Annotated in this window: 14 protein-coding genes; 11 read left to right on the top strand and 3 right to left on the bottom strand. The window is 39.6% G+C overall.

Annotated elements, in window-relative coordinates:
- Nucleotides 1-26: 26 nt before the first annotated feature.
- On the bottom strand, nucleotides 27-1,916 hold the full coding sequence (locus PPBDW_RS19745) for an acyltransferase family protein (RefSeq protein WP_036791884.1): 1,890 nt from the start codon (nucleotides 1,914-1,916) through the stop codon (nucleotides 27-29).
- A gap of 312 nt (nucleotides 1,917-2,228) precedes the next feature.
- Here PPBDW_RS19745 and PPBDW_RS19740 point away from each other — a divergent pair, with 312 nt between their 5' ends.
- From PPBDW_RS19740 to PPBDW_RS19695, 10 genes are all read left to right on the top strand, one after another.
- Entirely contained in the window at nucleotides 2,229-3,008 is a 780-nt protein-coding gene (locus PPBDW_RS19740; protein ID WP_036791881.1) for an AraC family transcriptional regulator, read from the top strand.
- 327 nt (nucleotides 3,009-3,335) lie between these two features.
- Nucleotides 3,336-4,394: a PTS fructose transporter subunit EIIC gene (locus tag PPBDW_RS19735; RefSeq protein ID WP_036791878.1), complete on the top strand. Its 1,059-nt coding sequence runs from the start codon at nucleotides 3,336-3,338 to the stop codon at nucleotides 4,392-4,394.
- 60 nt (nucleotides 4,395-4,454) lie between these two features.
- Complete coding sequence (locus PPBDW_RS19730; RefSeq protein ID WP_036791876.1) at nucleotides 4,455-4,769, top strand: PTS fructose-like transporter subunit IIB; 315 nt, start codon at nucleotides 4,455-4,457, stop codon at nucleotides 4,767-4,769.
- A 282-nt stretch (nucleotides 4,770-5,051) separates the two neighbouring features.
- On the top strand, nucleotides 5,052-5,894 hold the full coding sequence (locus tag PPBDW_RS19725) for a helix-turn-helix transcriptional regulator (protein WP_036791874.1): 843 nt from the start codon (nucleotides 5,052-5,054) through the stop codon (nucleotides 5,892-5,894).
- 255 nt (nucleotides 5,895-6,149) lie between these two features.
- On the top strand, nucleotides 6,150-8,612 hold the full coding sequence (locus tag PPBDW_RS19720) for a glycoside hydrolase family 2 protein (RefSeq protein ID WP_036791871.1): 2,463 nt from the start codon (nucleotides 6,150-6,152) through the stop codon (nucleotides 8,610-8,612).
- 284 nt (nucleotides 8,613-8,896) lie between these two features.
- Nucleotides 8,897-10,561 carry an ABC transporter substrate-binding protein gene (locus PPBDW_RS19715; RefSeq protein WP_036791868.1) on the top strand — a complete coding sequence of 555 codons (1,665 nt, stop codon included), beginning with the start codon at nucleotides 8,897-8,899 and terminating at the stop codon, nucleotides 10,559-10,561.
- Nucleotides 10,562-10,637: 76 nt separating this feature from the next.
- A complete protein-coding gene (locus tag PPBDW_RS19710; RefSeq protein ID WP_036791866.1) occupies nucleotides 10,638-11,624 on the top strand; it encodes an ABC transporter permease in 987 nt (328 codons plus the stop codon).
- A 1-nt stretch (nucleotide 11,625) separates the two neighbouring features.
- Nucleotides 11,626-12,648, top strand: coding sequence for an ABC transporter permease (locus PPBDW_RS19705; protein WP_036791863.1), 1,023 nt, complete (start codon nucleotides 11,626-11,628; stop codon nucleotides 12,646-12,648).
- On the top strand, nucleotides 12,648-14,045 hold the full coding sequence (locus PPBDW_RS19700) for a leucyl aminopeptidase family protein (RefSeq protein ID WP_036791861.1): 1,398 nt from the start codon (nucleotides 12,648-12,650) through the stop codon (nucleotides 14,043-14,045). The genes PPBDW_RS19705 and PPBDW_RS19700 overlap by 1 nt, the downstream gene beginning before the upstream one ends.
- A 13-nt stretch (nucleotides 14,046-14,058) precedes the next feature.
- Nucleotides 14,059-14,985, top strand: coding sequence for a glycosylasparaginase (locus PPBDW_RS19695; RefSeq protein WP_036791858.1), 927 nt, complete (start codon nucleotides 14,059-14,061; stop codon nucleotides 14,983-14,985).
- A 91-nt stretch (nucleotides 14,986-15,076) separates the two neighbouring features.
- On the opposite strand, the gene PPBDW_RS19690 is transcribed toward PPBDW_RS19695, so the two are convergent.
- Entirely contained in the window at nucleotides 15,077-15,355 is a 279-nt protein-coding gene (locus tag PPBDW_RS19690) for a hypothetical protein (RefSeq protein ID WP_036791856.1), read from the bottom strand.
- Nucleotides 15,356-15,612: 257 nt separating this feature from the next.
- On the opposite strand from PPBDW_RS19690, the gene PPBDW_RS19685 reads away from it, so the two are divergent.
- A complete protein-coding gene (locus PPBDW_RS19685) occupies nucleotides 15,613-16,485 on the top strand; it encodes a hypothetical protein (RefSeq protein ID WP_054262193.1) in 873 nt (290 codons plus the stop codon).
- Nucleotides 16,486-16,550: 65 nt separating this feature from the next.
- On the opposite strand, the gene PPBDW_RS19680 is transcribed toward PPBDW_RS19685, so the two are convergent.
- Nucleotides 16,551-19,019, bottom strand: a complete 2,469-nt coding sequence (locus PPBDW_RS19680) for a GH92 family glycosyl hydrolase (RefSeq protein WP_036791854.1) — start codon at nucleotides 19,017-19,019, stop codon at nucleotides 16,551-16,553.
- Between the last annotated feature and the right edge of the window lie 571 nt (nucleotides 19,020-19,590).

Below are 19,590 nucleotides of genomic sequence, written 5' to 3'. Positions count from 1 at the left end.
TTATTCCTAATATATAAACAGCAAAGCTAAATGACTATCTGCGACACAAGTTTCTCAGCCCCCTGCTGTGAGGCATGATGAGCATCATGATACAAAGGATGTGAATCTCGTACAGCATAACAATAACGGGCATCACAAAACTCTTTTTGTGAATCTATAAAATGAACATTAGCTGGATATCGAGCTTGTTTAAAATGACGCAAAATATCGTAATTACGCTGTTTATAATAAGATTTTGACATTGATATAATATCTTTAACTGGCTTACCTACCCAATAATTTTCATAGAATAACTTACTTATGCTACGTCCCATTTCTGGTACAGGTTTTATCACGTAAACATTTTTTTTGGTATGAGCTAATTGTAAAACCAACTTATCAAATGCGGTTAATATACCCGCATACTCTGGCATTTTTTTATGTGCTAACTGCGGATATATACCTTCATTTTCACCATATAACCCGGCAGAGTAGCGATTAATCAACACCACATTTTGAATCTTTTTATTTTGTAAAATATAGTCAGCAGCTTCGTTATACCACCGTGAGCAGAGGCTAAAGTTGTTTTTTTGGCCATACGAGGGAATACAACCAGCAAAGCTAAAGTGTTTAAGCCCTTGATCAGTGGCTTTTAGACGATTGGCTAAGGCATAACTAATACTAATAGCATGACTATCTCCTAATACCGCCCAATCAATATTATGACCATAATATTCACATGCTTTAGTCGGGTCTTGGTAGCTGTAAATATGGCAATTATCACGATTAGGGGTTGGCTTTATATCTTTAACAATATTATTCACACTGGTTGGAAATCTATCAACAGCAAAACCATGATGCTTAAATACCACCGCAGCAACTCCCCCAACCACAACAATTAACCACAATGGAATAGAGGTTACTATTTGACGCGATATTGATACCGATTGAGTCGACACTTTTCGATTTTCAATATAGCGATAACTTAAATACCCTAATAATATTGAAATAGGAAGACCGACAAATTCAAAATATGGGATAGATAGATAATACCCAATTACAACTAACGGCCAGTGCCATAAATAAATGGAATACGACCATGTACCTAATCGTTGTAAAATAGGGTGTTCAAAAAAACTATGGTGACGATTAGCAATAATAATAAGAAATGCGCCTTCAACTGGCATTAATGCTAAATACCCCGGCCACATGTCTTGCTCACCCATAGTACTATAAGCCGCAATAATTAATAGTACCCCTAGCCACTGACAATATTTCTTATTATTTTCATTAAGTTGAATTGGATACAAATACGCTAATCCACCTAACATCATTTCCCATCCACGAGCAGGAAGCAGAAAATAGGCGTAAGTCGGATTTTGATAACTAATGTACAGATTAAATACAAAACCACAGCCGGTAATAATCACCAGTATTTTCTTTATACTCTTGAAGCTAAAAACTTTTTTAAGAATAACCAACACTACAGGGTAGATGATATAAAATTGCCATTCCACAGAGAGAGACCAAGTGTGTAATAGCCATTTTTCATGAGATCCAGCATCAAAATAACCTGATTCTTTAAAATAAAAAATGTTAGAGATAAAACCGCTACTGCCAGCAATATGCTTACCCAAGATTCGATAATCTACGGGCGTTAAGTAAAACCAACCTAATATTAATAATACACAGCACATCGCCATCAATGGAGGAATAATACGATTAGCACGGGCTATATAAAACTTAATAATAGAGAAATTATTATTTTCTAATCCTCTAAATATAATACTGGTCATTAGAAAACCAGAAATAACAAAAAAAACATCAACGCCAGCAAAACCACCAGGAATACGAACCCAAGGTGGATTAAAATGAAACAATACCACCGCAATAACGGCTAAGGCACGTAAGCCATTTATATCAGTTCTAAATCTCATAATATTCCTATATAGCTCACGTGTGGAATTGTGATAAAAAAATAAAGAATCAGAAAATAAACGATTACATCAATGAGAATGTCATAAAAACAACAATAATAATTTTAATTGCAAAAATAGTCTTTAAAATAAAAAATATCCATGAATAACAAATACAATATTATTATTTAAAATACATTTGTTAATTATTAAATTGCGTTATTTAATTAACACTTGGCACTATAAAAGTAATTACTCATATCAATTGCCTCTTTCATCACCTTCTTAGTGGCTGATATACTTATAATTTAGCAATGTTGTTTGGATCAGATCATGACTACTATTTACAACCCAGTTATTGATAATAACAACCCACCTGATGATATATTTTTTGTCCATGAAGTGTTTGAGCCAGATACGAGCACCCTCAATCATAGTCATTACTGGGGACAGTTACATCTTGTAAGCAATGGTATTATTGAACTTAGCACTGCGAGCAAACGTTTTTTAGCGCCACCACGTTATGCACTATGGATGCCACCGATGATAGAGCATAAAAGCTATATTCGACGCAGCCTTAATTACTGTTCAATGAATATTTGTCCACCGCTGTCAGATAAGCTTCCCGCTTACCCTTGTTTATTAGAAGTCAGTGCAATTATGACCGCTATCATTGAGGATCTACGTCTGCGTCAGATTACGGTCGCAACCAGCGAACAGGATAAACACTTAATCACGGTGTTATTTGATCAAGTATTACTGTGTGAAGAACACGATCAATTTTTACCCACCAGCGAAGATAAGTTATTACAGACGATTTTAATTGAATTAGAACATAATCCGATTAATAACCTTTCCTTAGCGCAATGGGCACAACAGCTGCACACGACTGAACGTACCTTAGCACGCCATTATAAAAATAAATTAGGGATCAGTTTTACGGAGTGGCGACAACGACGTAGATTTATCTATTCACTACACCTATTACGCCAAGGAATGTCAGTTAACGAAACGGCATTAACGTTAGGTTATCATCAAGCCTCACCGTTTATTACGCTATTTAAAAAATACACTGGTGCAACGCCAGATCAATATCGTCTTCGGTTAGATTAATCCACCTTTACTGCCGCGATCAATTATACAAATCACCACAATATTAGGCTGTCAAAGCTTTATTTTTGTTGCTGCAATCAAAAGCAAACACCATTCGCGCATGTTATGTGCGCTAGATCTCTTTATCCCCACCTCAAACCTGAGAGTTAAATCACATCTCATTTGGCTGGTTACAAATGTCCAGCAAATGCACGTTTTATCCCATACCGATAATTTTTTTAGCCGCACATAATAGCTCCAACAAAACGGCTTATCGCCATCTTAAACCTGTTATGTTCTTGTCCTTATCCGTGGCCAACGTTGTCATAACGAAATGGAGTTATTCTTATGAAAAACCAATTGTCGCAATTAAAACGGCACCTATTAACTGGTACCAGCCATATGTTACCGTTCGTTGTTGCTGGCGGTGTATTACTTGCACTTTCAGTAATGCTAGGTGGTAAAGGCGCAGTTCCTCAAGGTGTTTTCCTTGAAGGCCTTTGGGACATGGGTATCGCAGGTTTCACATTATTCGTACCGGTGCTAGGTGGCTACATTGCTTACTCTATCGCTGACCGTCCAGCTCTTGCGCCAGGTATGATTGGTGCTTACCTTGCTAACCAAGTTAACGCCGGCTTTATTGGCGCAATCATTGTTGGTTTCATTGCCGGTTACGTAGTACTACAACTAAAACGTATTCCGCTATCAAACAAACTCAAAGCCATCTCAACTTATTTCATTCTTCCTATTGGTGGTACGTTCATTGTTTCAGGTCTTGTTATCTGGGTTATCGGTGCGCCGATTGCAATGGCAATGGAAGGCATGAATGCATGGCTTCAAGGCATGGCTGGCACATCTAAAGCATTCTTAGGTGTCATTCTAGGTGGTATGACTGCCTTTGATATGGGTGGCCCTATCAACAAAGTAGCAACCCTATTTGCTCAAACACAAGTTGGTACTCAACCATGGTTAATGGGTGGTGTTGGTGTTGCTATCTGTGTACCGCCACTAGGTATGTTCCTTGCAACTCTTTTATCGCCTAAGCGTTACTCTGATGAAGAGCGTGAAGCGGGTAAAGCGGCTGGAATCATGGGCTGTATCGGTATCACTGAAGGCGCAATCCCATTCGCAGCCTCAGATCCAATGCGTGTAATCCCTTCAATCGTCGTTGGTGGCATCGTTGGTAACGTAACAGCATTCTTATTTGGTGTACTAAACCATGCACCATGGGGCGGTCTGATTGTACTACCCGTAGTTGATGGTCGTATCTTCTACGTGGTTGCTATCATTGCCGGCTCAGTAACAACAGCACTAATGGTTAACTTCCTTAAAAAACCGATTGAACAACGTCAAAATGATAAAGCACCAGTCGCTGCTTCTGATGACCTTGACCTAAGTTTTGATTAATAACATCGCATTCACTTATCAACATGCTAAATGCATTCAATAATAAATTTGGAGATTCACATGAAATTATTAGGTATTACATCTTGCCCATCTGGTGTTGCACATACGTACATGGCAGCAGAAGCACTAGAAACAGCAGCAAAAGCAAAAGGTTGGGATGTTAAGATTGAAACACAAGGATCTATCGGTATTGAAAATGAAATTACGATGAATGATGTAGCTGACGCTGATATCGTGATTCTAACGAAAGACATTGCGATTAAAAACGAAGAGCGTTTCGCGGGTAAAAAGATTGTCCGTGTTGGTGTGGCTGATGCGGTAAAGAAAGCACCACAGATCATGGATAAAATTGAAGCGCATCTAGCTCAAGCTTAATGCTACATAAGACACGATTAAATTAAAGTGTCTCAATTTCCCCCTAAAACAAAGCCACCTTAGATCACGTTCTTTAAGGTGGCTTTTTCTATAACAACTCAAAAATGCGCATAATACTTCTATCAACTCAATAAACTTGTATCAACATAACAAATTCAAAAGCATTGTATCGCATTCAATAACTAGCTAAATAATAATACGCACATTAACACATAAGGTACGTTTAATACGTCTGTATCGATTTGTTAGTCCATGAAAAATAACAATAAGTAGACGCAAGACATGCATAATATTTTTATCGATTTACTCGATAGTGCCATTTCTGATTTTGAATCTTTAAATGACATCTGGTTTGCAGGTGATTCATTACTGCCACTTGAATCGAGTTACCAAGTTAACTTTCCACGCTTAGAATTAGTATTTAAAGGCCGCTATGCCAATAGTTTTGATAACCAACAACCAGACATCACCGATGTCACGCTTGGAGTTGGTGACGCATTATTCATTCCCGCCAACGCTTGGAATAAACCTGACTGGCAACACGAATGCTCAGTATTAAGCTTATTATTTGGTAAAAGTCAGCTTGGCTTTAGCTTAGTCAGTAAGCGTGAGAATGAAGATGGTTTTTATGATGTCCAAAAATACAGTGTGCCACAACGTAGTAGCCATGCTATCGATCATATTCTCAATGCGCTATCAAGCCTCACCCACGAAAAGAAAAAACAGCCGGCGGATAAATTTTTATTAATAGCATTACTGTGTTATTGCAAAGATATGTTGGAAATGCCGACCACCGATTGTACTCGTCGTAGCCAAGATTTATTTAAAGGTATTTGTATTTACGTGCAAGAAAACTTCCATCGTAATATCAACCGCAATACTGTTGCTGAGCGGTTTAATATTTCCCCAAATCACTTGTCACGTTTATTTCGTCAAGAAGGCCATATGCGCTTTGCCGATTATATTGCCTGGGTACGATTGGAACGGGCTAAATTTATGTTAAAACGCTACAACTTCCGTTTGGAGGAAGTCGCGACTCGCTGTGGCTACCATGATTCTAATTATTTTTGTCGAGTCTTTAAGCGAAAAACCGGTAAGACTCCTACCGAATACCGAGTCCATTAATTAACCAAGCAGTGGTTGTTAACTACTGCTTTTTTAATCCACATAACTAAAAATTTTCAACGTAAATTATTGTTAATTGCAACAATAATGACTAACGACAAAAGTGATATAAGCCGGTCACAAATCCATCAAATTGATACAAAAGTCCAGTTATTGCATGTTTAATCCACTGCTAATTCACTTTACATAGTAATACACTCTTATTTCATTGTGTTCCGTGTTGCTTCATTTTCACACAATAATAAGGATTGTTACGTGTCACATATTTCATTAGATGGTCAGTGGACGCTCACTTCACCTCAGCATTCTCATATTCATACAACGTGCACCTTACCTGGTGATGTTCACTCTGCTCTAATCGCTGCAGATTTATTACCGCAACCTTACTATGGCTGTAACGAAACGTTAATTCAGTGGGTTGGTGAGAGTGAATGGTTACTTACTCGTGAATTCACTGTCGAACAAGATCAGCTTGATGTAACAGCCTTTGATTTAGATTTATCGTTTGTTGATACCATGGCGGTAATTTGTATTAATGGTACCCAAGTGTTGACCTGCAATAATATGTTTCGTCTTTACCAAGTTGATGTACTGCCTTATCTACAGCGCGGTATAAACCATATTAGTATTGCATTGGCGCGTAATGATATTGAAGCCAAACGCCGCGCGGATAGATTGCCTTTTGCTGTACCGTGGGCCGTGGGTAATAATCAAATTCCGCATATGAATACCCTTCGTAAAACGCAATGTCATGCTGGTTGGGATTGGGGCATTTGTTTATTATCAACTGGCGTATACCAGTCACTGACATTAACCCCTGTGTATCACACCCGTTTACATCATGTTGGTACTCAACAAACATGGCTAACCAATGGCGACTGTGAAGTCAGGTTTACTATTGAATACGAAGTAATAACTGCCCATGCGGAGCAAACACTTACACTCGATTTTAATCAGCAACTGCATACTATTAGCCTAGATAGTGCAACCAAAGGCCACCAAACGATAACAACAACGGTTATTGTGACTGAACCACAACGGTGGTGGCCCGCGGGCTATGGTGCTCAACCGTTATATCCATTGGTTGTCACCCTCAATAATCAAACCATCACCAAAAAACTCGGTTTGCGCGAATTAGTTTTAAATACTCAAGCCGATGATATTGGTAGTGCAATGACATTTGTCGTTAATGGCAATGCAATCACCGCCAAAGGGGCTAACTGGATTCCACTAGATGCCCTGCCTAGTCGTCAGACACCAGAACGCTACCGTCAATTATTAGAAGATGCCGTTGCGGCTAATATGAATATGATCCGCGTTTGGGGCGGTGGTATGTATGAGCACGATATTTTTTATGAATTGTGTGATGAGCTCGGATTATTGGTATGGCAAGATCTGATGTTTGCCTGTGCGTTATATCCATCAACCTCTGAATTTTTAGTGGATGTTGAATTAGAAATTCGTGATCAAGTTAAACGCTTAGCCGCTCACCCATCACTGGCATTATGGTGTGGTGATAATGAAGTGATTGGTGCTATTGGCTGGTATGACGAATCTAAACACAATCGTGAAAAATATGTGGTTAACTACGACCGTTTAAATCGCATGCTGCAACAAGTGGTTGAACAGTACGATCCAAGCCGTCGTTTTTGGGCCAGTTCACCGTGTAATGGCGAACTCGACTTTGGTGATGCATGGCATGATGATAACCGTGGTGATATGCATTTTTGGGATGTATGGCATTCAGGTAAATCGTTTGATGCTTACCACAGTGTTAAGCCACGTTTTTGTTCCGAATTTGGTTATCAATCATGGCCATCACTGCCAACGGTCAAAACCTTTGCTGATGTTGAAGATTGGAACGTCACCTCACCGACTTTTGAACAGCATCAAAAAAATGGCCGTGGTAACAGTATTATTACCGAGATGTTTACCCGTTATTTCCGTTTCCCGGTCGGTTTTGCCAATATGTTGTACTTAAGCCAAGTCCAACAAGCATTAGCAATAAAAACCGCAACCGAATTTTGGCGCGCAAATAAACAACATTGTCGTGGCATTCTTTACTGGCAACTTAATGATTGCTGGCCTGTAAGCTCATGGTCGAGCATTGAATATACCGGACGCTGGAAACAGCTCCACCACCATGCTAAACGTTTCTTCGCTCCGGTATTAGCAACATTTATTCAGCAACCGCAACAGCCATTATGCCTACATGTGGTTAATGATCATCATCAATCAATGCCAATTAGCGGAAAGGTGATCAAGGTAGATTGGCAAGGTAATGTCGTTGCGACATGGCCATTAAAGACACAGTTAACCCCAGATAGCAGTGATATTCTATGGCGATCTGATGAAGCTCTAACAGCGGCTGAAACCAAACAGTTTTTTTACCATGTTAGCTTAACTTGCGCAGATGGGAGTGTGACAGAAAATGATCATTACCCGTGTTTATTTAAACATGCACAATTACAGCATTCGACCATTGCCGCCACCTGGCAGCAAGATAACGATAGTATTTGGCTAGAATTAGACTGTGATCACCCTGCATTATTTGTTGAACCACAACTTGAATGTCAGGGGCGCTTTAATAACAGTAGCTTTACTTTATTACCAAGCCATATAACGGGTGCTAAACATCGAATTGATTATATTGGTGAGTGTGATCTTGAAACACTAAAACAAAATTTAACCTTATATCACCTTCGAGGCACATATTAATTTATAAACTTTATTAAACCATATTAATAATAATTCAAATACGCATATTTTTATATGCGTATCTTGTTACGACTTTTATTTTTAAACTTTTTATTCCTATTTAACCTTTAAATATAAAAATGAGATCAGCACCATACTAAATAAATAATAAAAGTAAAAATAACATTTGCGACCATGTTCAAATTAATTATATTCAAAAGAAATAATAGTAATTAATACGTATAACCAGCTTTCATCATGTTTAACACGGAATTTAAACCCTACATCTATAATAAGGAATCTTCATGATTATAAATAAAGCGCATAGCTTAGCGTTAGTGACATTAGCTGCCCTTAGCGCACCAACAGCTTTTGCTGAAGAAAAAAATCACCTAACGATTGTGGCTGATTTTTACCCCACGATGATACGTAACTTTAACCCCTACCTTGCGACAAACTTACGTACCACCTCCGACTTTATTTATGAGCCTTTAGTCATTTTTAACCAAATGCATGGTAATAAGCCCGTTATGCGGTTAGCTAAAAATTACTACATGTCTGATGATCTTATGCAGGTGACATTTGAAATCCGTGAAGGTGTAAAGTGGTCTGATGGTAAGCCCTTTACCGCAGAAGATGTCGTGTATTCATTCCAACTTATTCATGATAAGCCAGAACTTGATCCTAAAAGCATGGACAACTGGATCAAGCGTGTTTATCAAGATGGTGACAAGGTTATTTTTGAATTAACTGAAGCAAATTCTAACTTACCTTATGAAATATCTACGATTCCTATCGTACCCAAGCATATTTGGAAAGACATTAAAAACCCGGAACTATTTACTAATGAAAACCCTGTCGGCTCAGGTCCATTTACAGAAATCGAGACTTTTACTCCGCAGCTATATGTGCAATGTCGTAACCCTAATTATTGGGATAATGACAATCTTGAAGTTGACTGTCTGCGAGTACCACAAATTGCCACTAACGATCAGTTACTCAATAAAATCATTAAGTCAGAGCTCGACTGGACCAGTGCCTTTATTCCTGACGTTGATATGATCTATGCCGCCCGTAACCCCAACCATAAATACTGGTACCCTGCTGCTAGCACACAAGCTTTTATGATGAACTTCAAATCGCCTCACCCTGGTAATAACGAAGCCATTAATAATATTGATTTCCGCCGCGCACTTTCTATGGCTATCGATCGCCAAAAAATCATTGATGTCGCCTTCTATGGTAATGGCATCGTCAATGATTACGCATCAGGGTTAGGAAAAGGCTTAGAGTTCTGGGCAAATAAGGATATTTACAATCAATACAAAGGCTTCAACACCTATAATATTGATAATGCAAAGGCACTATTAGCTCAAGCGGGCTTTAAAGACATTGATGGTGATGGCTATATTGAAACCCCAACAGGCAAAAAAATAGAAATTGAAATTCAATCACCTACAGGTTGGACCGATTTTAATAACACCGTTCAACTCGGCGTTGAACAACTGCAAATAGCCGGTATTAATGCTAAAGCCAGAACCTCTGACTTTGCTGTTTATAACCAAGCGATGACCAGTGGTAGTTATGATATGGCCTACACCAACTACTTCAACGGTGCCGATCCCTACCGTTATTGGAACAGCGCCTATCACTCCCGTTACCAAGAAGGTGCCAGCATGCCACGCTTTGCGATGCACTTCTTTAAAAACGCTGAACTAGACCAATTGCTTGATAGCTTCTACAAAACAGCCAATCAAGATCAACAAAAAGATATTGCCCATAAGATCCAGAAAATCATTGCAGAAAATCAAATCACCATTCCTGTAATGTCTGGCGTTGATGTCTACCAATTCAATGAAAGTCGTTACACCGGTTGGTGGAGCAGTGACAATCCTAAAGGCCGTCCTTTGGCTTGGTCTGGTGTACCTGAGCGTTTATTACACGTATTAGATCTTAAACCAAAAGCATAATAAATAAATACCGCAACAGCACTTTCGGTTGCGGTTTTTATTTCTCGAATATATATCTTTATTAGGGATAACTAAGATGGGATTCTTTTTTCGGCGATTATCGTTTTATTTTGTCGCATTATTATTCGCGGCGACATTAAATTTTATATTACCTCGTGCAATGCCCGGTGATCCGGTGACAATGATGTTTGCCAACGCTACAGCACATGTAAGTCCAGAGCGTATAGAAGCCATGAAGAAATTACTTGGCTTTGTCGATGGTCCTTTATATGAACAATATTTTTCCTACCTTATCAATATATTTACTGGTCATTGGGGAACCTCAATTAAATTTTATCCGTTATCGGTTAATGATTTATTAGGTGGTGCTATTGGCTGGTCATTATTTTTAACTGGCACCGCGGTTATTTTATCGTTTTGTATCGGTTCGATAATGGGCATTTTTGCCGCTTGGCGTCGTGGTAGTTATTACGATAGCTTTATTTCACCAAGTATGTTGGTGGTGCAATCAATCCCATCGGTCGTTATTGCCATGCTGGTAATGTTCACTTTTGCTATCGGTTTAGAGTGGTTTCCAACGGGCAATGCTTACACGTCAGGTACCACACCAGACTGGTCAAGTTGGGCTTTCTATAAAGATGTGATGTACCACGCCGCCCTACCATTATTGTGTGCCACTGTTAGCCAAATTGGTGGTTTCCTAATTAGCATGCGTAACAACATGATTAACCTTCTTAATGAAGATTTTATCACCATGGCCAAAGCCAAAGGTCTTAGCGAACATCGCGTGATTTTTAACTATGCTGCACGTAACGCTATGTTACCAAGCGTCACTGCACTTTCAATGGCATTAGGTACAGCTATTAGTGGCCAGTTAATCGTTGAAATGATCTTTAACTACCCAGGTCTTGGTACTGTGCTATTAAATGCCATTCACGCCCGTGATTATCAAGTCCTACAAGGACAATTACTGTTAATGACCATGTTTATGCTGTTCTTTAATTTTATGGCTGATCTGTTAATTGTGGTGCTAGATCCTCGCCTGCGTAAAGGAGATAAATAATATGATGGGTCTTATTAAACTATTAATCCGTAACCCAAAATCACTAGCAGGCTTATGTCTCCTGCTGCTTTTTGGATTTGCCGCTATTTTTGCCCCATTGATCACCCAACACGCCCCTGACCGTGGTACTGGCTATCCCCATGAATATCCAGCATTTGTAGTAAAAGCTGCCCAAAACAATCCCGAAGGTTGGATAGCAACAAACCTCGCCACCAACAAACGTACTCTACTGATGTCAAAAGACGCAGATCATATTCTGGGGACGACCCGTATGGGACGCGATGTATGGTCACAAGTGATCTATGGTGCGCGTACATCCATTGCCGTAGGGCTTGGTGCTGGACTAATGGTGTGTTTTTTAGCGACCCTTATTGGTGTCTCTGCTGGTTACTTTGGTGGCAAGGTCGATGAAATCCTAACCGCAGCAATGAACATCATGCTGGTGATTCCACAGCTACCATTACTCTTTATTATTGCGGCTTTCATCGGTCAAGCAGGGCCGCTGACAATTGCAGTGGTTATTGCAATTACCTCATGGGCATGGGGAGCGCGTGTCGTGCGCGCTCAAACCTTATCGGTTAGGGAAAAAGAATTTATTCGGGCGGCCGAAGTACTCGGCGAATCACCATGGCGAATTATTGCTGTCGAGATCCTTCCTAACTTAATGTCCATTGTTGGCGCGAGTTTTATTGGTTGTGTACTACTCGCAATTATGACCGAAGCCAGTTTGTCATTCTTAGGTCTTGGTGATCCCAATTCTATTAGCTGGGGAGTGATGCTGTATAACGTCCAAACCTCATCATCGATGCTAGTTGGTGCTTGGTGGGAAATTCTGGCGCCATGTCTGGCATTAATCTTTATTGCCATCGGGTTATCGTTATTAAACTTCGCCGTGGATGAAATAGCGAACCCACAATTACGTTCTCACAAAGGCATGCGTCGTTGGCAACAGCGTAGCGATACCAACCAACTTCAAACCCAAACTGAAATGCCTCATCCAATTGCTGATGGCGGAACTAAATAATGAACAGTTCTTTGTTTACGATAACATTTTCCCGTATCCAACCGTGCGATCAGTTAATCCGTACGGTCCACCTTACGCTAGGAAAAAGTCAGCAATTAACCGTTAACCAAGACATTAGTCATTTTAATGCTGAGATCAGTAAAGGTGTAATTACGGTAGCAGACATTCAAGATATTGGTTATTTAATCGCAACAACATTTACCCAAGCGACAACGCTACAGCTATGTATTGACGATAATATTGCGACTCAATTTAGCCACCAGCAATGGTTCAAATGGTTGTCTTTTGGGCTCGCTTTATCGAGCTATCATTATTGCCATAGTAATAACTCTAACTTAGCGCCGCGAGTGGCAGATTTCACCCTCGTTAATGCCAATAGCGCCGATAGCAATGCGTTTGACCATGGTAAAATTCTGGCTCACAGTCAACTCATTGCGCGTGAATTAATCAACAAACCAGGGAATGTTATTTACCCGCAATCATTTGTAGAAGCGGTAGCAGCATTAGCCATTAACAACATTGAATTATCATATCTTGATGATGCCATGATGCTTGAACAAGGCTTTGGCGGTTTAATGAGTATTGCTCAAGGCAGTGATCGCGAAGCACGTTTATTGTGCCTCGATTATCATCCACAAAACCCCAAATTTACAGTGGCTTTAGTCGGCAAAGGGGTCACCTTTGATGCTGGTGGTATTAGCCTTAAACAACCACGTTATATGAGTACCATGAAAGTTGATATGGGCGGGGCGGCAGCGGTAGTTGGTGCATTAAATGCCATCGCGCAACTGCAATTACCGATTCGAGTGATTGGATTGTGTGGATTAGTTGAAAACATGCCTTCTGGTAAAGCAATTAAACCTGGCGATGTGGTCACCATGCTCAATAAAACCAGTGTTGAGATCATCACTACAGATGCTGAAGGACGGATGGTACTTGCCGATGTACTCCACTATGCCCAACAGCACTATCAGCCAGACTATTTAGTTGATATTGCGACCTTAACCGGCGGAACTGGGATTGCGCTAGGTAAAGCTTATGCCTCATTGATGGGTAATGATAATAACTTGATAGCTGATGCTAACATCGCAGGTCAAGCATGTTCAGAGCCTCTATGGCCGATGCCAATGGGTGGCATGTTTACGACCGCCCTTAAAAGTGACTTTGCAGATCTTCGTCATGGTAGTGAAGAGCCTGACGGCAGTCCCTGTGTGGCGGCGACCTTCTTATCACACTTTATTCAGCCTAATCAAAAATGGATCCATATTGATTCAGCCGCAATGTCACTCGGTATGAGTCACCGCAAAATTTACAGCAAAGCAGCCACAGGCTACGGCACCCTATTATTAACCGAACTCTGCCAACAGCTGATCTTGCAAGATCAGTTGCACCAATAACAAGGACGAAAAAATGATCTTATTAGCAAACTCAGAAGCCTATCCGGGCATTGAAGCCTCAGCTCGTCGCTTACAAGCTGGAGAAGAAGGCTTACGCGCATTGGTTGAAGGCATTAAATTGGTTGAGTTAGACCCACGAGTTCGCACCGTTGGCTATGGTGGTTGGCCAAATGTATTAGGTGAAATGGAATTAGATGCCTCGGTGATGGACGGCGATAACTTACGTACTGGCGCTGTCGGTGCATTAAAAGGTTATATCCACCCAATTGAAGTTGCTTACAAGGTGATGACCGATCTCAATCATGAAATTTTAGTCGGTGAAGGCGCGGCTATTTTTGCTAATGAAATTGACGCAGTTGCAGGTAATAACCTTATCGAAGATTCAAAACAAGTGTGGTGGCAGAAATTAGCACTCGCAATGACTCCTGAGCAGCAAGCGGCATTCCCCAACGTGCCACTCGCACCACTTTCTAACAATGCTACCGATCCTGAGCGCGTACGTGATACCACGGTTTTTCTTAGCAGTGATATTAATAACAAAATTACCGCAGCAACTTCTACATCTGGCTGGGCATGGAAATACCCAGGTCGTTTAGGGGATAGTCCAATTATTGGGGCAGGATCTTATGCTGACAGTCGCTATGGTGCTTGTGCTTGTACTCACACCGGTGAAATGAGTATTCGTTGTTCAACTGCTCATGCTGTGGTGCTGTATATGAAAATGGGCATGAGTTTAGATGAAGCGGTGTATGAAGCGATTCGTGATCTCGATTACCTAAAGGATGGTTATACCGAGGGCGTGACTATTCACGCGATTGATTGCCACGGTAATCACAAAGTAGTGAGCTTAAATTGCCCAGGTAATATTACTTACTGGTTATGGCAAACTGGAATGGATAAGCCTGAAGAACGTCAAGCTGAAGTGATCATGACCAAGTGATCATTCCCTTCTTCAAATGATGCAACCACGCTAACACCAACCCCACCCTGCCGTGATCATACTCGCGGGGTGGCGCTTTTAAAAATTGTCATTATTTACTCTTATTAGATATAAACCCCCACACTCTTTGCCACCAAACAACAAACTGATTATCAGGTACATAATCATCGCGAAATGCTTGGCTATCATCCTCAGCCACACTTTTCACATACTGTTTATTATCTGTGGTGATAATTTTAGTAAAGCTACACGTATAAGGTGATACTTCACGTTCAAGAAAACGTAAAGCCTGTCGAGGATTCGTGGTCTCTTTTATAATATCAGGATGATGGGATAGACCATGAGTTATCCTTAACTTAAACCTTGTCATTGTTGCTGTCCTTGAAACGATTGAGAAGATCAACAACCGTGAAAATGGAAAAAGAAGAAAGGGTGTTGAAATAAAATATACTCGCTCTGGTTTCTTTTAAATATCAGCAATATGTTTCAATTTGTATGAAAGATACGAAGTTGTAACAAAGTCTACTCTTTCATAATAATTGACAACATATTCTTAAAAGTAAGTCATCGATAACCATCTAAATTGGCTAGGTTTTTATATATTCTTGCCATAACGTAGGTTTCCTTATGCCTAAATTTCCTTATCTTATTCCTACATTATTATGTTTAAGTACTGCCATGCTCAGTGCTTGTAATGACGATAATACCAACAGTACAGCTACAAATGCCGAATCCTCTGTCGTTGAAACGCCAATACCAATCACTGAAACTGAACAATCAGCACCTATTTTAGCAGTCGAAGACGATGAATGTGATGTTGAAAATTTTCGATTACTTGATTTTACGCCATGGCAACGAGAAAACGGCTACTGGGTTGGTGAATATACCTTACTTGGCGCAGACGGTACTCCTCAAGTCTCCAGTCGCTGGCCATATCGTTATGATAATTATCGAGGTTTTATTCATTTAGAAGTGCTTGGTAATGCGATTAAACAACGTAATGTATTTTTATACCCACCCAAATTGGCAGAATTATGTGATGAAACTACCGTCGCATTAGGTAATGGTATTTGCGGTATTAATGGTAATGAAAAAATCTTCAGTGCTGATCAAAAAGCTAATGATTGCAGTGGTAACATATCAGGGCCATTTGAGTCTTTTGGAATGACGTTAGACACTAAAACAACTCTTATTGGCGATGATAGCGTACTTTATCAGGTGCAGATGCCAGATGGCAGTATTATGCAAAATCAGCTTACGACCTTACCACCAAATGATACTCGAGTACGCACCGCTCAAGGGTTTTTCTCTGGCAGTCCGACTTATGCGAGTTATTACCGAGAGCGCAAAGTAACTAAAACCGAGTTTTTTCAATTACTCGCAGAAGCTCGAACTGAATATAATATTCTCGCAACAGATCACTGCGGCTATGATAATACCAATCAACCCAGTCAAACGACATGTGATGATCATTTTGGGTTAGATCTCTCAACTGACTAATAATAACAAAGCGTGCTCTTATATAAGAGCACGCTTTAATTAACGATTAATGACTATTGCCGTTTCTAATTAAATGTTGCCTGCAAAGCTTGTTTCTTATCACCCGTCATAACAAACCGTAATTCACCACCCGCTTTAATATCACTATGCTTAAAGGTTAAGTTGTCACCCAACGCTTGACCATTAATTGTTACCGACTGCACGTATTTATTCACTGGGCTATTATTATCAGCAACAATAGTAAACTCACCGCCTTTAACGTCAATAGACACCTTATCAAACAATGGACGACCAATTGAATAGCTAGGATCAGCAGGTGTCACTTGATAAAAACCTAATGCGCTCATGATGTACCATGCTGACATTTGGCCAACATCTTCATTACCAATTAAACCTGTTGGTTCTGTGGTATAGAATTGGTTCATGATTTGATCTAAATATTCTTGAGCTTTCCATGGCTCATCAGTCAAATTGTACAAATATGGAATATGGTGCGATGGTTCATTACCATGCATGTATTGACCAATATAACCAGTTAGATCCGGTAGCTCTTCGCCCGTATTTGAAGAACGAGCGGTAAATAATTCATCTAAGTCCTCACGAAATGATTTTTCAGGCGTCATATCAGGTATATTTTTGGCCATATCAGCAGCATAGATTTCTTGTTTTAGACGCTCAAAATCGTGCATGGGCTGGAACTTCCATTGCCATGCATTACCTTCAGTAAAGGCAAATTCATCAACAAAGTATGGGTCAAATGGCAATAATGGACAGTCTTCCATCTCTTTTATAGAGCCATCAGTTTGCACCACATCAATCGCCACACATTCATCTTTGCGTGACTCATCGATTGGTTGATTAAACTGCAACGCTGGTTTATTAGGACTAACACTTAATGGATGGTTCTTTGGTCGCAAAAAGCTCGTCTCTTTATCCCAATGATGTAACCAGTTATCGGCACGTTTCAGAAATTCATCTTGTAACTGCACATCTCCAGCCATACGTGCAATTTCTGATACTGCCCAATCACCATAAGCAAACTCTAAGGTGTATGATGCCGAGTTCCAATAACCATGATGAACAAAACCATTTTCTTCATAGGCCTTTACTTGTACCACGTTAGCCGCACCAATGTTCTGATCTTCAGTCCAATCAGGAAATTCACTTTTCTCATGATAACGCGCGGTAAACTCTGCCGCTTCTAACGCATCCTGAGCATTAACCTTTAAATCTTTTGCCATTGCATCTGCAATAATTGAAATCGCAGGGAACCCTATCATAGTGCCGGTATAATGCCCTTGTAGCTCCCACTTAGGTAACATACCGCCATCTTTGTATTTACGAATTAAATCATTAGCATATTCAGTTGCACGTTGAGGGTTAATGATTGTTTGTAGCGGGTGAAAAGCACGGAACGTATCCCACATTGAATACACTGAATAGTTAGGCGTCTCACCGGCTTCTTTGATCTCTTGAGTACGCATAGCACGGTATTTACCATCGACATCTTGGAAAATCATCGGTGCAATCGAGGCATGATACATAGCAGTATAGAAAATCTCTTTTTGATCTTCAGTACCACCCTCAACTTCAACCTTTGCTAACTCGTTATGCCATGCTTGTTGAGATTGCGCTAAGACTCCGTCAAAGCCCCAGCTTGGGGCTTCAGTATTAAGATTATTCTCTGCACCTTCAACCCCAGTAGGAGATAAACCAACTTTTAATTCCAGCGGTTGAGTCGTTGGGGCAAATTCTAGGTAAGCGATGGTCTTGGTGGCTTCGATATTTTCGTTATTTAAGTTAACTTCCGTTTCAACACCATCGATTAATGCTGTTGCTTTTACAATTGGCTGGTTAAATTTAGCATAGAAGTAAATATGTTGGTTATTTGCCCAACCGTCGGAACTACGTTGACCTCGAATCGTATATTCATCAAGAATTTCAATATTACCGACAGTGGTTCGGTTACCCCAACTTTTATTTAGCGTATGATCTAAATCGAATTTAATAAAAGGCGTACTACCTTTAGCAAAGGTATATTTATGATAGCCAACCCGTGCGGTAGTGGTTAATTCTGCTTTAATCTCACCACGATTTAATTCAACGGCATAATAACCCGCAGTAGCGGTTTCATTGGCTTTATCAAAGGTATTATAAGTAACATTCGATTTTTCAGTAAACGGTAATACTAATATATCACCTAAATCTGTAATACCGGTACCGCTTAAATGGGTATGAGAAAAGCCATAGACAGGGATATCTTGCTGCTTTCCATGATCAAAATAACCAGCTGCCGATCCCCAACCTTCCATTTCAGTATCTGGACTTAACTGCACCATACCCGATGGGAACACCGCCCCAGGGAAGGTATGGCCATCAGCACCAGTGCCAATAAATGGGTTTACATATTGTAAATATACGTCTGAAACTGAAGCAATATTATCTTTAGATACCGCAGTATCATCAGAATTACAGCCAACTAATCCCATTGCTAATGCAATAGAGAGTGCTACTGGACTCAGTTTATTTGTCATTATTTACGACCTATATTATTTATTATTGGGAAGCGACATAGAGAAATCTATCGTCAACTAGCTATTGCTCAATAATAAAAACAAACATAACCTTTAAGTAGTAGCAAAAAAGAACATTTACTGGATTTTTATAACTGAAAGATAATTTAGTGACATTGCTTCAATATACTAACTATCCGTTTAAAATTATTTTTAGCAGACCATTATAATATTTACTATTTCATTTTATAATAAATATGCGGGAGTAGTACTATTTTCACCTTATTAACTATTAATGTTTATGATGAAAATAAATGCTATTTGTATAAATATTAACACCTCATAATAATGTATTTTATTTATAGCGAGACATTTATCCAATAGTTACCACTTGAACATTGCTTTTTTGCGTTGGTTTTAACTCAAAAACAACAACAATAAAGCCATACGAATAATCTTCCCTCGTAAAATCATTATTACTTAACAGTAATAATGATTTTAATAAATATTAAGTTTTTATTTGGACACTAAAAAAACAAATAACATAACACTATGAAATAAAACAATAAAAATAACAACAACACCCTAGATC

This window comes from Photobacterium kishitanii (assembly GCF_000613045.3).
GTDB classification, from domain to species: Bacteria; Pseudomonadota; Gammaproteobacteria; order Enterobacterales; family Vibrionaceae; genus Photobacterium; species Photobacterium kishitanii.
This window is presented reverse-complemented; position numbering and strand designations above follow the sequence as displayed.